Annotated in this window: 12 protein-coding genes; 2 read left to right on the top strand and 10 right to left on the bottom strand. The window is 36.6% G+C overall.

Going from position 1 to position 15,362, the window contains the following annotated elements; all coding sequences use genetic code 11:
* Positions 1-41: 41 nt before the first annotated feature.
* Positions 42-1,691 carry an FAD-dependent oxidoreductase gene (locus NSQ95_RS02245; RefSeq protein WP_340886926.1) on the bottom strand — a complete coding sequence of 550 codons (1,650 nt, stop codon included), beginning with the start codon at positions 1,689-1,691 and terminating at the stop codon, positions 42-44.
* A 157-nt stretch (positions 1,692-1,848) separates the two neighbouring features.
* On the opposite strand from NSQ95_RS02245, the gene NSQ95_RS02240 reads away from it, so the two are divergent.
* Positions 1,849-2,412 (top strand): glycerol-3-phosphate responsive antiterminator, encoded by a 564-nt coding sequence (locus NSQ95_RS02240; RefSeq protein WP_340886925.1) that lies wholly within the window; start codon positions 1,849-1,851, stop codon positions 2,410-2,412.
* On the opposite strand, the gene NSQ95_RS02235 is transcribed toward NSQ95_RS02240, so the two are convergent.
* From NSQ95_RS02235 to NSQ95_RS02220, 4 genes are read right to left on the bottom strand one after another with little or no spacing between them, the layout of a single operon-like run.
* Positions 2,407-3,180, bottom strand: a complete 774-nt coding sequence (locus NSQ95_RS02235; protein WP_340886922.1) for an HAD-IIA family hydrolase — start codon at positions 3,178-3,180, stop codon at positions 2,407-2,409. The two genes, NSQ95_RS02240 and NSQ95_RS02235, sit on opposite strands and share 6 nt — an antisense overlap.
* Before the next feature lie 18 nt (positions 3,181-3,198).
* The gene (locus NSQ95_RS02230; RefSeq protein ID WP_340886919.1) at positions 3,199-4,902 is read right to left on the bottom strand and encodes an iron ABC transporter permease; all 1,704 of its coding nucleotides are present in this window, start codon (positions 4,900-4,902) and stop codon (positions 3,199-3,201) included.
* Positions 4,899-6,029 (bottom strand): ABC transporter ATP-binding protein, encoded by a 1,131-nt coding sequence (locus NSQ95_RS02225; protein WP_340886917.1) that lies wholly within the window; start codon positions 6,027-6,029, stop codon positions 4,899-4,901. The genes NSQ95_RS02230 and NSQ95_RS02225 overlap by 4 nt, the downstream gene beginning before the upstream one ends.
* 16 nt (positions 6,030-6,045) lie before the next feature.
* Complete coding sequence (locus NSQ95_RS02220; protein ID WP_340886990.1) at positions 6,046-7,065, bottom strand: extracellular solute-binding protein; 1,020 nt, start codon at positions 7,063-7,065, stop codon at positions 6,046-6,048.
* A gap of 401 nt (positions 7,066-7,466) precedes the next feature.
* Between NSQ95_RS02220 and NSQ95_RS02215 the strand changes: the two genes are divergently transcribed.
* On the top strand, positions 7,467-10,763 hold the full coding sequence (locus NSQ95_RS02215) for a DUF6359 domain-containing protein (RefSeq protein ID WP_342560171.1): 3,297 nt from the start codon (positions 7,467-7,469) through the stop codon (positions 10,761-10,763).
* A 77-nt stretch (positions 10,764-10,840) separates the two neighbouring features.
* On the opposite strand, the gene NSQ95_RS02210 is transcribed toward NSQ95_RS02215, so the two are convergent.
* From NSQ95_RS02210 to NSQ95_RS02190, 5 genes are all read right to left on the bottom strand, one after another.
* Positions 10,841-11,692, bottom strand: a complete 852-nt coding sequence (locus NSQ95_RS02210; protein WP_340886913.1) for an MBL fold metallo-hydrolase — start codon at positions 11,690-11,692, stop codon at positions 10,841-10,843.
* A gap of 292 nt (positions 11,693-11,984) precedes the next feature.
* Entirely contained in the window at positions 11,985-12,899 is a 915-nt protein-coding gene (locus tag NSQ95_RS02205; protein ID WP_340886910.1) for an exonuclease domain-containing protein, read from the bottom strand.
* Positions 12,900-12,992: 93 nt separating this feature from the next.
* Positions 12,993-13,841 (bottom strand): general stress protein, encoded by an 849-nt coding sequence (locus tag NSQ95_RS02200; protein WP_340886909.1) that lies wholly within the window; start codon positions 13,839-13,841, stop codon positions 12,993-12,995.
* Between the two features lie 707 nt (positions 13,842-14,548).
* Entirely contained in the window at positions 14,549-14,986 is a 438-nt protein-coding gene (locus tag NSQ95_RS02195) for a YusW family protein (RefSeq protein WP_340886905.1), read from the bottom strand.
* An 81-nt stretch (positions 14,987-15,067) separates the two neighbouring features.
* Complete coding sequence (locus NSQ95_RS02190) at positions 15,068-15,316, bottom strand: hypothetical protein (RefSeq protein ID WP_340886902.1); 249 nt, start codon at positions 15,314-15,316, stop codon at positions 15,068-15,070.
* Between the last annotated feature and the right edge of the window lie 46 nt (positions 15,317-15,362).

The raw sequence follows: 15,362 nt of genomic DNA, 5'->3' as shown, positions 1-15,362 counted from the left end.
ACCAAATTACTTAATCTATTTATGTTTTTAATAGTCGTTTTTTACTTACTATAGTTGGTTGCTTGATGTAGTTTCAACTCCAAATCAGCCCACATATACTCTTTTGTTTTTTCATCCCAATTGAATATTAAAGCCATATATTCAATAATCTCTAGCTTCCATTTTTGTACAGAAGAAATGTTAAATAAGATGCTTCCTGTCCTTCTTAATAAATAATCTACTGGAGTCATAGCCATCTCATGCTCAATAGCATATTGAAGAGTTAGTTTAATAACCAATGGTAAATTTGTTTCTTTCAAAACCTTGTCTGCTAGTCGTAAAATTTCATCCGTGTTAGTACCATACATTGCAGCCAGCTTAGTTGCCTCTTTATTGGTTAAGCCAAGATCTACTAAGTCTTTTGCTTTCTTTGCTGTATAACTAGCATAGTCCGTTAGATTATCAAATTCTCCGCCAGATAGTTTTAAATTTTTGGTTATAGAATGGCCAACAATAATACCTTCATTCTTTAAATCCTTACATAATATATCAGTAATAGTCTCGGCCATTTTTCGGTATCCAGTCAACTTTCCACCTGCAATCGTTATAAGACCAGTTTCGGATGTCCAAATTTCATCCTTCCTTGAAATTTCAGAAGGTCCCTTTCCTTCCTCTCGAATCAACGGTCTAACTCCTGCCCAGCTAGACTCAATGTCATCTATCGTTACTTTTATATCAGGGAACATAAAATGAATACTTTGAATTAAATAATCTTGATCACTATTTTCTATGCGAGGATTAACTAGATCTCCTTCAAATATAGTGTCTGTTGTCCCTACATACGTTTTACCATCTCTAGGAATAGCGAATACCATTCTTCCATCTGGAGTATCGAAGTAAACAGCCTGTCTCAATGGAAATCTTTGCTGATCTATTACAATATGAATTCCCTTTGTATGCAACAAACTTTTACCTGCTATTTTTTTATCTAAACTAATTACTTTTTCAACCCAAGGTCCTGATGCATTAACTATTTTTCTCCCGAAAATATTTATTTTAGTTTCTGAAAATTGATCTATCACAGTTATTCCACGAATCTTTCCATCATCCGTATAAATCAGCTTCTCTGCTTTTACATAATTAAGTAGATCTGCTCCTTTTTCAAATGCCTTTTTTGCAACTTCTATCGTAAGCCTCGCATCATCAGTTCTATATTCGACATAATACCCTCCACCTAATAAACTTTCTTGCTTAAGTAAGGGTTCTTTTTGAATAGTCTCATTCCTAGTTAACATTTTTCTTCTTTCATGTCTTTTAACTCCTGCTAAAAAGTCATATACTAATAATCCGACAGAAGTCGAATACTTTCCAAATGTCCCTTTTTTATAGATAGGTAATAGCATCCACTCTGGATGAGTAACATGAGGGGCATTTAAATAAACAATTTCTCTTTCCTTACCAACATCAGCAACCATTTTTACTTCTAATTGTTTTAGGTATCGAAGACCGCCATGGACTAACTTGGTTGACCTACTGGAAGTTCCTGCAGCAAAATCCTGCATCTCTACTACTAATACCTTTAAACCCCTCGTAACACAATCTAAAGCTACTCCAGTTCCTGTAATGCCCCCGCCAATAACTAGGACATCATATGTAGTTCCCTCAAGGGTTGATAATAGTACGTTTCTTTCTTCATATGAAAATTTTTTCATTTTTATCTCCTTCACGTTAAAAAGACCATTACAATAAACTTGCCCTAGGCAAGTATTGTAATGGTCTTCTCTGAATTCTCTGACCAAATTTATATTATTTAGAAAAATTTAAATATGATATAATCAAAATAACCAAAAGATGAAAAGGTGAGCATTTATGAGTTTAGTAGACATGGTAGAGTCCCAAATAATCGCTGCTGTTACTAATGAGCAGGATTTAAAGCAAGCAATTACCAGTAAGGCGAATATTATCTTTCTTCTTACTGGAAATCTGATGACAACAGGCGAACACATAAGTAAAATTAAACAGGCAAACAAATACGTTTTCATCCACTTAGATTTCATAGACGGCATTTCTAGTTCAAAAACAGCCTTAACCTTCGTAGCAGATCAATGGAAACCGACTGGCATTATTACTACAAAGAGTCATGTAGTAAAGTTAGCTAAAGAAGTAGGACTAATGACAATCCAACGTATATTTTTGCTTGATCGTAATGCTGTTACTAAAGGGATTGAAATGGTTAATTCCTGTCGTCCAGATGCTGTGGAAGTAATGCCTGGAATTATGCCAAAGGTAATTGACCAGCTTTCATCAAGTCTTACTTTCCCTATAATAGCTGGTGGCCTTATAGACAACATTTCAGAGGTACATCAAGCCTTAGAAAATGGAGCTTTAGCAATTTCTGCCGGAGTACCGGAGATGTGGAATTTTAATTTATAAAGAGAGTATATCTCTTACACTCTCTAGAATATATTTAGGTTTATGGACAGGATTTTCTAACATGGTTGGTGTTGTAATTCCTGTCATAACTAAAACAGATTTCATCTCGGCATCATTACCCATTTTTATATCAGTTTCTAATCGATCACCAATCATAAAACAATTGCAAGCTTCCATCTGCAAAACGTTATTTAGTACATAATCTGCCATAAGAGCAGACGGTTTTCCTGTGACGATTTTGACCGGCTCTCCTGTTGCTCCTTCTAGAGCGCCGATCATTGCCCCGCAGTCTGGTATTTCCCCTCCCATAACAGGACAAGTTCGATCAGGATTCGTAGCTATAATTTCTGCTCCATTTCTCCACGCTTGATATGCCTGGTTTAACTTGTCATAATTAAACTCCCGATCCCATCCTAACACGACATGGGAAGCTTTAGCGGAGAAATCCGCTAACTTGATGTTCCCTTCCCTAAGTTCTTCAAATAGAGGTGCTTCTCCTATTACATATACCGAGTCTTCTGGTTTCATAACCTTTTTTAAATACAGAGCAGTAATATAATTCGAGTTAATAACTTCCTCTAATCTCACTTCAATATCTAAAGCTTTTAACTTTACTACATAATCTTTTCTACTTGCGATAGATTTGTTTGTAAGAAATACTACTTTGTCCCCTCTTGCCTTCAAGCTTTTAATAGCTTCCGGAACTCCAGGGATTATCTCATTATCAATGTAGATAGTTCCGTCTAAATCAAAAATATATCCATTCACATTTTTCACTCCAATAAACTATAACTGTTGTTTTCTTGATAAGAAATTAGCTACTCCTTGTAATAGAAGTACAAGTACAATAAGAACAATCGACATCGCAGCAGCTGAGTAATATTCAGCACGGAGAATATTTTGGAATATAGCTAAGCTCATTGGTGCCCATTCAGGAGGGGCCAGTAGTATAGATACGCTCGCCTCTTTAATTACGGTTATAAATACTAAAACGGATCCAGCTGCTATTCCAGGGAGCATAAGCGGTCCGACTATAGTTATTGCAGCAGTTAAAGGAGTTGCTCCAAGATTGATAGCTGCCTCCTCAATGTCCTGCTTGATTGCTCTCATCGCTCCCATAGTAGACCTAACCATATACGGCAGTCTTCGGATTGTATACGCAATAATTAGTAGCACAGCAGTACCAGTTAACTGTAATGGAGCGGTGTTAAATGTTTGAATCAAAGCTATACCAAATGCAATTCCAGGGACCACTAGAGGTATCGAAGCCATGAAATCTAACTTAGATGAATTTTGTCTTACTACAAAATAAGAAACAAAAGTTGCTATGATTACACTTAACACTAGCGCTCCGGTCGCTAGCATTATACTGTTTTGTATATTCCCCATAGAGGTTGAAAAAATAGTTTTATAGTGATTAAGGGTATAACCGTTAGGAAGTAAATCTTTCCCCCACGTAGTAGCAACAGATTGTAAGGCTACTGATAGCATAGCTAAAAGAGGGATTAAAACTACTAAAAAAGAGTATCCTGATAATATTCTTGTTAATAATTTGTTTTCTATTAATTTTTGTTTTTTTGGCTTACCAGAAACAGAACCATAATTTCTACTTTTCGTAAATAAGTGTTGAAGCCAGAAAAAGAATGCTGCAACAATGACCATGACTACTGTTAAAATGGCCGCACCACCCCAGTTAAAGAAGCCGGCTATTTCACGATAAGCCTCCACTACCAACAGGTTTAATTCTTTCGGAGCTAGTACAATCGGGGTTCCAAAATCCGAAAAACTCACCGTAAAAATTAATAATGCACTCGATATAATACCTGGAAGCGCTAATGGGAAAGTGACAAAGACAAATGTGAACCAATTCTTCGCCCCTAAGTTTTGCGAGGCCTCTTCTAAACTAATGTCGCTTATTTTAAATGCAGCCACTAATGGCCATAATGCGTAAGGGAAAAAGAAAAACACTTGTACCATGACTACGCCTGTCATGGAATAGGGATCAATTAGCATCCCTTCCCCACCTAATAGGTTATATATTTCAGTTATCCAGCCTGCTCGGCCAAACATTATAATAAAAGCATAAGCAGAGATAAAAGTAGGTACTATAAGCGGTATTGTACATAATGCCGAAATTGTCTTTTTAAAGGGCATTTTAGTTCGTGCGATCCCATAAGCCATAGGAATGCAAAGTGTAATGACAATAACAGTTACTAAAAAACCTAAATATAAACTATTTTTCAAGGCATCTAAATACCCAGAGTTTGTAAAAATCTTTTTATAGTTCTCTAACGAAGATCCTTTTAACTTTTCGATAGTTGAACTAAAAATTGTAGGATCTGTTATAGAACCCAAAATATTAATTGGCTGTCCAGTGAAGCTTACAAGAAACACTGAAAATAACGGTAGTAGCATGAAAAGGCCAAAAAATACGTATATAAATATTTTTACTACTGACAAGCCACTGAAGTTTTTTAATGATTTCTTCATATCAATAGCACCCTTTCAAACTCTACTGTTAGCTTCACTTCTCTTCCTTCTTCGAATATATTAGCTCCTGTAGAGTAAGTTGTATCCACGATTAATTGATATTCTCCAACCTTAACATCATAGCGAACTATCGATCCTAAATAAGTTGACATAAGCACCTTTCCAACTACAACATTCGTTGTTGAAGAATCTACCACACTATCAACAGGCTCTACCATTACGTGTTCCGGACGTATAATAATATCTACTTCATCCTTAGTAGACTTATTAGAGGATTTCAATTGAAAACCATCTCCACTAACAATAAGCAAGCCATTTTCTTCTCCTATAACTTTCCCCTTTAATATATTGGAAGTACCAACAAAGTCAGCTATAAAAGGTGTAGACGGATTACTATATAAATCTGTTGGTGTTCCAATTTGCACGATTTCCCCTTTGTCCATCACTGCAATTCGATCGGCCATACTCATCGCCTCTTCTTGGTCGTGTGTAACAAAAATAGTTGTGATTCCTAAATCCTGTTGAATGGATCTAATCGTATTCCTCATCGAGTGGCGTAGCTTTTGATCAAGATTTGAAAGTGGCTCATCCATCAACAACACGGCTGGCTCCATCACCAACGCCCTAGCCAGGGCAACCCTTTGCTGTTGCCCTCCGGAAAGCTCGCTAGTTAGACGATTCGCATATTTATCTAATTCAACGTATTGTAGAATTTTCATCACTTTCTCATGTATTGCTTTTGGTGTCTTTCCTAATCTTTTATTCAATAACCGTGCGTAAATCCCGAACTGTTTAACAGGATTACTAGAGTTTAGCTCTTTAATATTTAAACTGTAGGCAACATTGTCAAATACATTCATATGAGGAAATAATGCATAGCTTTGAAAAACCATGCCACAATTACGCTTATTTGCAGGAATGTTCTCTACTTCATTGTCCCCTATGTAAATTTTTCCTGAAGTAGGGCTTTCAAAACCGGCAATACATCTCATAGTGGTCGTTTTACCACATCCCGAAGGACCAAGAAGAGCGAAAAACTCGCCCTCCTTGATTTCAAGGTTAATATCATGAAGTGCAGTAACGTCCCCAAATTTTTTCGTGATGTTACTAATTTTTACTGATCCCATTTATATTCACCCTTATTTATTGAAATTTATCTTTCCATTCGTTTCTCACTCTGTCGTAGTTTTCGTTAACCCAATCTATATCTAAATCTACCGCTACCTCTTTAACTTTTTCTAAGTTCAATGGTGTTTTAGATTCTACGTTTGGATTAATTGGTATATGATACCAGTCTGCCATAATTTGCTGAGCATCCTCTGATAATAAGAAGTCAATAAATTTCTTACCACCTTCAGCATTTGGACCTCCTTCTATTAAGGAAGCTGGGTTTACAAGAACTGGTGTCTGATCAGGAACAATGAAGTCTACACTTTCTCCCTTACTTTTTTGTTCATATGCCATAAAGTCAAAGCCAATACCAATATGAGCTTCTCCCATCGCTACTCCCTTAGTTGGAGCGGAACCAGAGTCTGGCATGGAGTTAGATTGCTTAACTAATTGCTCAAAGTACTTCCACGCCTCATCCTCACCCTTTCTCATCATTTGATCCATAACCATTAATGTTGCAGTCCCAGAAGCTGCTGGATTAGGAAATTGAATTTTTCCTTCCCACTTAGGATCTAACAGATCTTCCCACGTTTTTGGCGCTTCTTCCTCAGTTACTAACTCCGTATTATATGAAAATCCTAGAACGAAAATTTCGATTCCAACATACTTTCCATCTTCATGCTTCATCTTAATACCATCTTCAACTATGTCCCAATCTGCTGCAAAATCTGGAATATACTCTGCCAAAATACCACGCTCTACAGCTGCTTCAAAAGGTAGTATTCCTCCTCCGCCATACCATACATCAGCTTTTGGATTATCTTTTTCTGCTAGCATTTGATTCACAAGAACGTTTGTGCCAGCGTATTGAACATCAACTTTATCACCGTGCACTTCTTCATATTTAGCTGCTAATTCTTTAGTAAAATCAGGTGTTTCAGGAGAATAAAGAGTTATTCGTCCCCCTCCACTTCCTCCTTCACTTGATTCGTCCCCTGCACAACCGGTTAAAATACTCCCTGCAAGCAACATACTTGCAACTAGCCCTGTCATTTTCTTCACCTTGAATCCCCCTTTATTTGTGTTAATGGCAAAAAATAAAGATGAACGCCAAATGTAAGCCTTTTCAAAAAGGCTTACATTTAGGCTTTCATCTCATCGTCTCTGCCTAGTTATTTAACTAATTTAAATTATACAATAAATTCTGACGATTACAACTATTAAAATTCAATATAGATTAATATAGTACAATACTATTTATTTATTCCATGTGAGTTCTATAGATTCTTTATTACCACTTAATAATAATTCTTTTCTCCCTCTTGTTTTTCCTCACTCACTACTTCTATCCTGTTTTTAATAAAAAAACAAAAAATTTATAGAAATTAAATTATTTTGCAATAATCCTCTGCTATACTCCTTTTGAACTTAAAATATTTCCTAGGAGTGAATGTATGATTAAAAGAGTTAGCGATAAAAGTGCAGTTAGCAAGATATTCCTTTCGCTACTGTTAATTGTTTCCATGGTTATTCCTTTTCTCTCTGTATCCAAATTCGAAGCAGCTGAACCTATTTCAGTGGCAGACGCAATTAGCAACAATACCGGAACAGCAACCGTACAAGGATATATAGTAGGTACCGCATCGTCTGGCACATCTTACGACCAAGAAGCACCTTTTACTGTAGCAACCAATGTCGGCTTAGCCGATTCTCCAGATGAGACTAATCCAGCTAATATTCTCCCAGTACAGCTTCCGACCGGTACTGTACGTTCTGGACTAAATTTAGTAGACAATCCAAACTTGTTCCAAAGTGAAGTTACGGTAACAGGAACTTTGGCTGCCTATTTCTCAGTTCCTGGCATGAGAAGCGCAAGTGCCTATACTATAATCTCTGAGGGAGAGACACCACCGACTGACGTTGAAATAGTAGACAATATTGCAAAAGCGCGAGCTATTACAGACCAAAACAAAGTCATACGTGTGACTGGAACCGTGACAACTGGTCTTGGCTATTGGGGAGGTAAAGCTTTCTATATTCAAGATGAAACAGGTGGTCTCTATGCATATACTAGCTCTGCTGATGTAGATCCAGGGGATATCGTTGAATTAGAAGGAAAGGTTAGCCCCTATAGTGGAGAGCTGCAAATTCAGCCTACTACTATAAAAAAGCTCTCTTCTGGTAACCCTTTACCGTCTGTTCAAGAAATAACACCTGCTGGAGTCAATGAACAGACACAAGGTGAAAGAGTACTACTAAACAATGTAACTATTTCTAATCTAACAGCGGTTAATGATTTTGGAACTTTTGAATTTACTGCCACACACGAAAACGGTGAATCCATCATTATTCGAAATGATAATCGCAACGGTCTTGATTATGAAACCTTTACTAAGCAATATAAAAACGGTGATTTAATTCATGTATCTGGTATTGGATCCATTTTTAACACTACTTTCCAAGTTAAAACACTTGGTTTAGAAAGCTTTGAGCAAGTAAACAAGCCTGCCGTGTATCCAAATATCTACCCTGGAACCGTCTCAGAAGGAACAGAAGTTACTTTAACGACTCCTTGGGAGACAGCCAGCATTTATTACACACTAGATGGCTCTGCTCCAACCATTTCAAGTACCAAATATACTAAACCTATTACTTTAACAAAAGATACAACCATTAAGGCAATTGCAATTGGTGACGATACCTCAGAAATATTCACGTTTACGTATACTGTTTTAAAAACAGATAATCTCTCTATCCGTGATATCCAAGGACAAGGTCACTTTTCTGATTATGAAGGTGCAACTGTACAAAATATTACTGGTGTAGTAACACACTTGTATAATTCAGCTAATTTTGTTATTCAGGATATCAACCCAGATGATAACCACCATACATCTGAAGCAATTATTGTTAATAAAAGCTCTAATGGTTTAAAGGTTGGCGACTTAGTAACAGTTGCCGGGACAGTAGAGGAATGGTATTACGATGGCTATTCTGACATGAAAGCAAACGACCTACCAATCACTAGAATCAGAGCTACTGAAACACTTAAAACAGGAACTGCAGAGCTACCAGAACCATTAGTAATCGGAGAGGATATTCATCCTCCGACAGAGCTTATTGATAACGATGGTCTGACTTCCTTCGATCCTCTTGAGGACGGAATAGATTTTTGGGAATCAGTGGAGTTAATGCGCATAGCTGTACCAAATGCAAAAGTCGTTGGTCCTCAAGACTATGGTGAAATTGTGGTAGTGGCTGGCAATTCGGTTAATACTACATTTAATGCTCTAGGTGGTATTAATATTTCTGCTGATGACTATAACCCTGAAAGAATTACAGTATTAATCGATAATGAGAACTATGATGCAAAATCTGGTGATTATTTTACAGAGGAGATTGTCGGAGTCATGGGCTTTGGTTTTGGAAACTTTAAGCTATGGACTGATGAGGAATCACTCCCTTCTATCACTCGTGTTGAAAAGCCTATTACGATAACGGAGATCGTTCCAAGCGAAGAAAAGCTGACGGTCGCTGCTTATAATATAGAGAATTTCTCCGCTAACATCGAAAGCACACCAAACGAGAAGGTTGTAAAAATTGCACAATCATTTGTTGAAAATATGAAATCTCCAGATATTATTACATTAGTAGAAGTTCAAGATAACGACGGTCCTACTGAATCTGGGAATTCCGATGCTTCTGCAAGCTATGAGCGGTTAATTGCTACCATTGTGGAGGAAGGCGGACCTGCATACGAATGGACGGATATTGCACCTGAATATAATCGTGATGGTGGACAACCTGGAGGAAATATTCGAGTTGGCTATCTATACAACCCGGAAAGGGTAACACTTTCTGAGGGTACAAAAGGAAGTTCAACTGATTCCGTTGCTTGGGATGAGGGAGGAAATCTCACTTTAAATCCTGGACGTATTTTAGACTTACCTTTGGAAAATACCCGTAAGCCACTTGCTGCACAATTTGAATTCCAAGGTGAAAAAGTAGTTGTAATTGGTGCTCACTTAAATTCTAAGGGTGGAGATCAACCTTTATTCGGGAAAAACCAGCCACCTTTGTTAGGATCAGAGGCTGAGCGAATCGAGATTGCAACTATGATTAATAATTTCGTAAAAGCAGGACAAGCAAAAGACCCTAACTTGAAGGTTATAGTGGCCGGAGATATGAACGACTTTGAGTTCACTCCTGCATTAGCAGCTTTAAAGGGCGGAATATTAACTAATATGGTAGAAAAAGTTCCTGCAGGTGAACGATTCTCGTATTACTATCAAGGGAACAACCAAGTCTTAGACCATATTTTGATAACAAATAATTTAGCAGAGAAAACTGCAGTGGATATGATTCATATCAACGCTAACTATATGGATATTCATGGACGTGCCTCTGACCACGACCCAATTATTATTCAAGTTGACTTGAAGGAACAAGAGTCACCATCTCTGCCTAATATCCTTAACCTAAAAGTGGATAAAAAGCATGTTAAAATAGATGTTAATAAATCATCAACATTTAAGCTTACTGCTATGATAAATAATAAAGGAAAGAAAAATTCTACTATTGATGTAACTGCAGATGCAGAATATAGTGGCTATGATACAAATATCATTTCTGTAAATGAGGGAGTAATTACGGCTAAATCTGCTGGAAGCACTACCATTAAAGCTACTTATAGTAACAAATCCGTAACTATTAAAGTAACTGTACAAACAGAAAAAATGGGAAGAAAATAGTTACAGCAAAAAGTATAAATGATATCCATTCACAAAAGAATCCTATCCCTGTAAAAGGTGATAGGATTCTTTTATGTTTATTCATTGTCTACAAATTTCCCATGGCTTGGTTTGGCAATTCGTTTAAATTCACTAACTAATAAATGCAGATTGCTTTTAAGTATTTCTCCATGCATTGGAAGTCCGTGACCAGTTACTGCTATATCAGGCTTCAAGGAATCTAGAAGTTTTACGGAGTATTCTGCATCCTCCCAATTTGTTGTCAGGTAACGAGGTGGTCCACTTATTTCTTGTTCTTGTGTAAAGACCTTGTATAAATACTCTTGTTTGACCGTAACAAATGCATCACCGGCAATCAATATTCCGTCTTCTTTTCTAAACAGCGAAATATGCCCTGGGGAATGGCCTGGAGTATGAAACCACTTAAAACCTGGCATAAAAGGAACAGAGCCATCCTCTGGCAAGATGTGTACATGATCTCCCAGGTCTATTGCTTTAACAGGAAACATTCCAGACATTTTGGAAACCATTCCTCCTTCTACGGAAGTATCCGGATCTGGATAATCCTGCGCTCCCGTTAAAAAAGGAAGTTCCAGTGGATGAGCATACACAGGGACATTCCACTTTTCAACTAGCTCTTTAATGGCTCCTACATGATCAAAATGTCCATGTGTTAAGATGATCGCCCTTGGTTTTTTATTCTCACCAAAACGTTCTTCAACTATCTCTATAATCTTATCAGCAGATTGAGGCATTCCAGCGTCTACTAAAACGAAATCATCTGTACCTGGCTTCCCTACTAAACAAATGTTTACAATTTGAATGGTGTAACAAAAGACATCTGGTAGAATCTCTAAACCTATACCACTACCAACAGATGTCGTTGGAATATACTTATAATCGTCTCCGTAAGATATCGAATTGTCCATAATATTTAATCCCCTTCCATATTATCTTAGTTTCTCTTCCCTCCTCAAATTTATACTTTATTATCGTTTACACTTTTACCGATCATTTTAAACCTTCTATCTCTTGATTTTGTATAAATAACATAAAGTCCCTGCAATAGTTTCGATATATATAGCTTCTCTTCTTACATTAATATTTTCCTATGGGGAAACAATAATCCAACCTCTCTCCAAATGATTAAAGAATAATTAGTGTATGTATAAAAAAACAAAGGATGGCTTTTATAATCATCCTTTGTTTTCATCATAATATTTAATGTTTAACTAACCTTAAAAAATCCTGTTCTCCAACTATTTCTAAAGGAATCCCCTTTTGGATTAAGTCCTCGGCTTTTTGCATTTTGGAGCTTTTTACACCCTCTACATATTTCATGAGCGCTTGATCTCCAACTACTAAAAAATTTGTATCTATGTCTACAGTCCCTTTACAGGTAGCTCCACGGTCAGCAGCATATTTAGCTGCATTCGATCTTGTCATAGAATCCATTTTTCCTGTAAAGACAATATTTGCACCATAAAATGGATGACGAGTATTTTTCTCTATATTGTCTGGAACTATAAAAGGAAGGGCCATGTCTTCCTTGCTCTTTTTTACTCTTGAAGGAGCTTTCTTAGTATCAAGGGAACTATTAACTTTGATCTTGTGTAACAGAGACATTTCTTTTAATGAGCTGGTTCTTGTTTTTTTCATTGCCTCGATTGTTATTAATGCTGCAGCTCTTGCATCCTCCAATGCATCATGATGTTTGAATTGGATACTTAAATAGTTGGCTACTGTGGATAGTTTATGGTTGTACAAATCCGGCCATATTTTTTTAGCAATTCTATAAGAACAAGCATATTGGAATCGAGGTTGTTCTTCGTAGCATCTATTAACCGATTCTTTTAGTACACCAATATCGAAACTTGCATTATGGGCTATAATCGTTTGTTGATCTATATAAGGTTTTAGCTGTGGCCAAAATTCTTGAAATGTTGGTGCATCCTGAACCATGTAATCTGTAATTCCATGAATTTTTGTATTGTAATAATTAAACTCACTAAGTGGATTAATAAGTGTTTGAACTTCTTCTATTATTTCACCATTTCTTACTACTACAATTCCAACTGAACAAGCACTAGTTCGTAAACTATTGGCAGTTTCAAAATCTATTGCAACAAAATCCATGTTTACCACCTCTAATTTTTCGTATGCTACCATTATCTCATACTAGTAACTTTAGACATAGAAAAACCCTCTAAATAGAGGGGGTTTCTATGTCTAATATAATCTATTGACTGGTGAATGCTCGTCTAGCTTTTTTTGACGTTCTAGTTTTTCTTCCTGTTGCTGTTGATTAACTCTTCGTTCTTCCTCGTCCAATTCCGTCTGATCGTCTCCAAAAGCTGCTGGACCTAAATTTGGATCTGAACCTGGAGACTGTGACCCATAAGATTTTTCTTCTACAGTTATACTCTCCTCAATGGTAGGGCGCTTGTTCTGTACTAACTTGTCCTCTTGCATGGTATGTCCTACATGATCCTCATCTCTTACAAGCAAAGGGTCTGTAGCAAAGGTTTCACCTCTAACGAATTTATCCTGTGGCTCATCTAGTCGACCATCTGTTTCGTTCACCATATTATTTGTAGAAGGAGTAAAGCCATTGTCCTTAGCATAATCCGAGATTGGCTCTTCTCCTTCAGTAAAACGACTTTGCACTACATCCGTTCCGACTGTATCTGTATAGCCTGTGGTTGCAGCAGCTTCAGCATTCGCGCTAGCTCCTAGGGAATCCCCTTCAGGCACAGTGTCTGTATATAATACAATACTTCCTGAAGCTACTTCCTTTGCATATTGTTCTGCTTCTTCTTCAGTTAAGTCTAGCTTTTTTAGTCCCTCTACAATTGCAGATTCTCCAGTAAACCACGATTTAAATTTGTCTATGAATGTACCAGCTTCGTGAGTGGTTACATCCGAATAGCGATTTAACGCATTCAAGTGAGTACTTTCTGATGAAATTACATGAATATCACTCTCTTCATATCCTTGTTTTTGCAGATGTTCTAATTTTTCATACATATCTTCCTCAGTCCGAGCAATTTCAATTTTTCTGTTTGAATTTAAGTTCATGGGTATTCCTCCTATTTTTTTAGTTTTTATTTAATGTGTTATTGATTGAATACCCACGTTACAAACTTTCTAACCTTCCCCTCTATTTTTTAACATTAATTTAATATTTTACATATTATATTAATCACGTTATTTCTAATTCTCTACACACGTTCAATCAAGAAAGAACAAGATAATATTGATTTCCGCTTTTACAGATACCTTCTGAAGATTAGCCTCATTCCACTGGTAAAATTAATTCATTGTTTTAAAATAAAAAAGCTTTGTTAAAGTTATTGGTTGATTTTGACTAACAATTCTTTTTTATAGTGACTATAAACATAAACAAAGGAACGTTCAAAATGGCTATTAAGAACATAAATAGATTGTGAAATTGGGGTTGGTGACAGTTTTTAGCTTTGTTTATGCGAGTAAATTTTTTTAATGCTTTATAGATGCTAAAGCTGTTCCATTTATTGATTGGAGCGGCCAGACGGCGACTCCTACGGGATGAGTGAGACAGATAAGACATCACAACCACGCACGTTAGCGATGGGTGATGGCTTATCGCTCACCCCGAGGAAAGCGTCCGGTTGGGGCGAAAAATCAATTCTACTCTCTGTTCTAAGATTTCTTTGCATTATAATCAACCCTACCTTTAACATAGCCAATAAAAAAGGTATCGGAGTTAATCTCCCGATACCTTTTCTCACATTCATAAATAAAATTTATTTATTATCTTTGTACTCAATTTCTTGACCATCCTCGTAAAGAATCTCAAGGTCAAATTCAGTATAGTCACTTATCCCAAATGCTGTATTAACTTTTTCTATTACTTCTTCCTTAGTCATATCGTTTGTTAAAGCTAAATCAGTAAAGATTGGCTTTAAGAATTCGTAAGCTTCATCTCCGTGAAGTTTTTGAGAATCTAAGGAATTTACATACTCTGCTTCCACTCCGTTTGTTTCCACTTCAAAGGAAGCTTCTACTGCATCTCGCTGTTCAGCAGTATCAATATCTAAATCAAAAGAAGTAAAACCAAATTCGCTTTCTACTGCTTCAGTGGTAGGCGGATCGCTAACCTCCTCCTTGTCTCCACATGCCCCTAAAAGAAGAGCCGCTGATAAAAAAGTGCTGCTTAATACTTTACCTTTACTACTAATCATAATAAGTCCCTCCTTACTAATTTATCGCTATTACTATTAATAGCATTGTCTAGAAAATGATTTCTTAAACATTAGTAAGAATTATCCTGGATATCGTTTATCTGTTGCGGAAGTATTTTTAGTCTTGCTATGGTTACTTTCATCTTTTACTTTTTGATTTAATTCCTCCATAGGAATGGGATCTACATTTTTCATCGCTTCATCTCTATCAAAGATACTTTCCTTTTCAGTGTCTAGAAGATCAGGATTGTCTAATATACGTCCAGGAATATCTTGTTTTTCTGAATCCTTATCGTTTACGTTATGGTCATTTACATTCTTTTTGTCCATTATTTATCCACTCCTTCTTCGTTTATTTATGTATATCCTTTTAGAC

The organism is Psychrobacillus sp. FSL W7-1457 (genome assembly GCF_038593405.1).
In the GTDB taxonomy this organism is placed as follows: Bacteria; Bacillota; Bacilli; order Bacillales_A; family Planococcaceae; genus Psychrobacillus.
The sequence above is the reverse complement of the archived record's forward strand: the minus strand, read 5'-3'. Positions and strand labels throughout refer to the sequence as shown.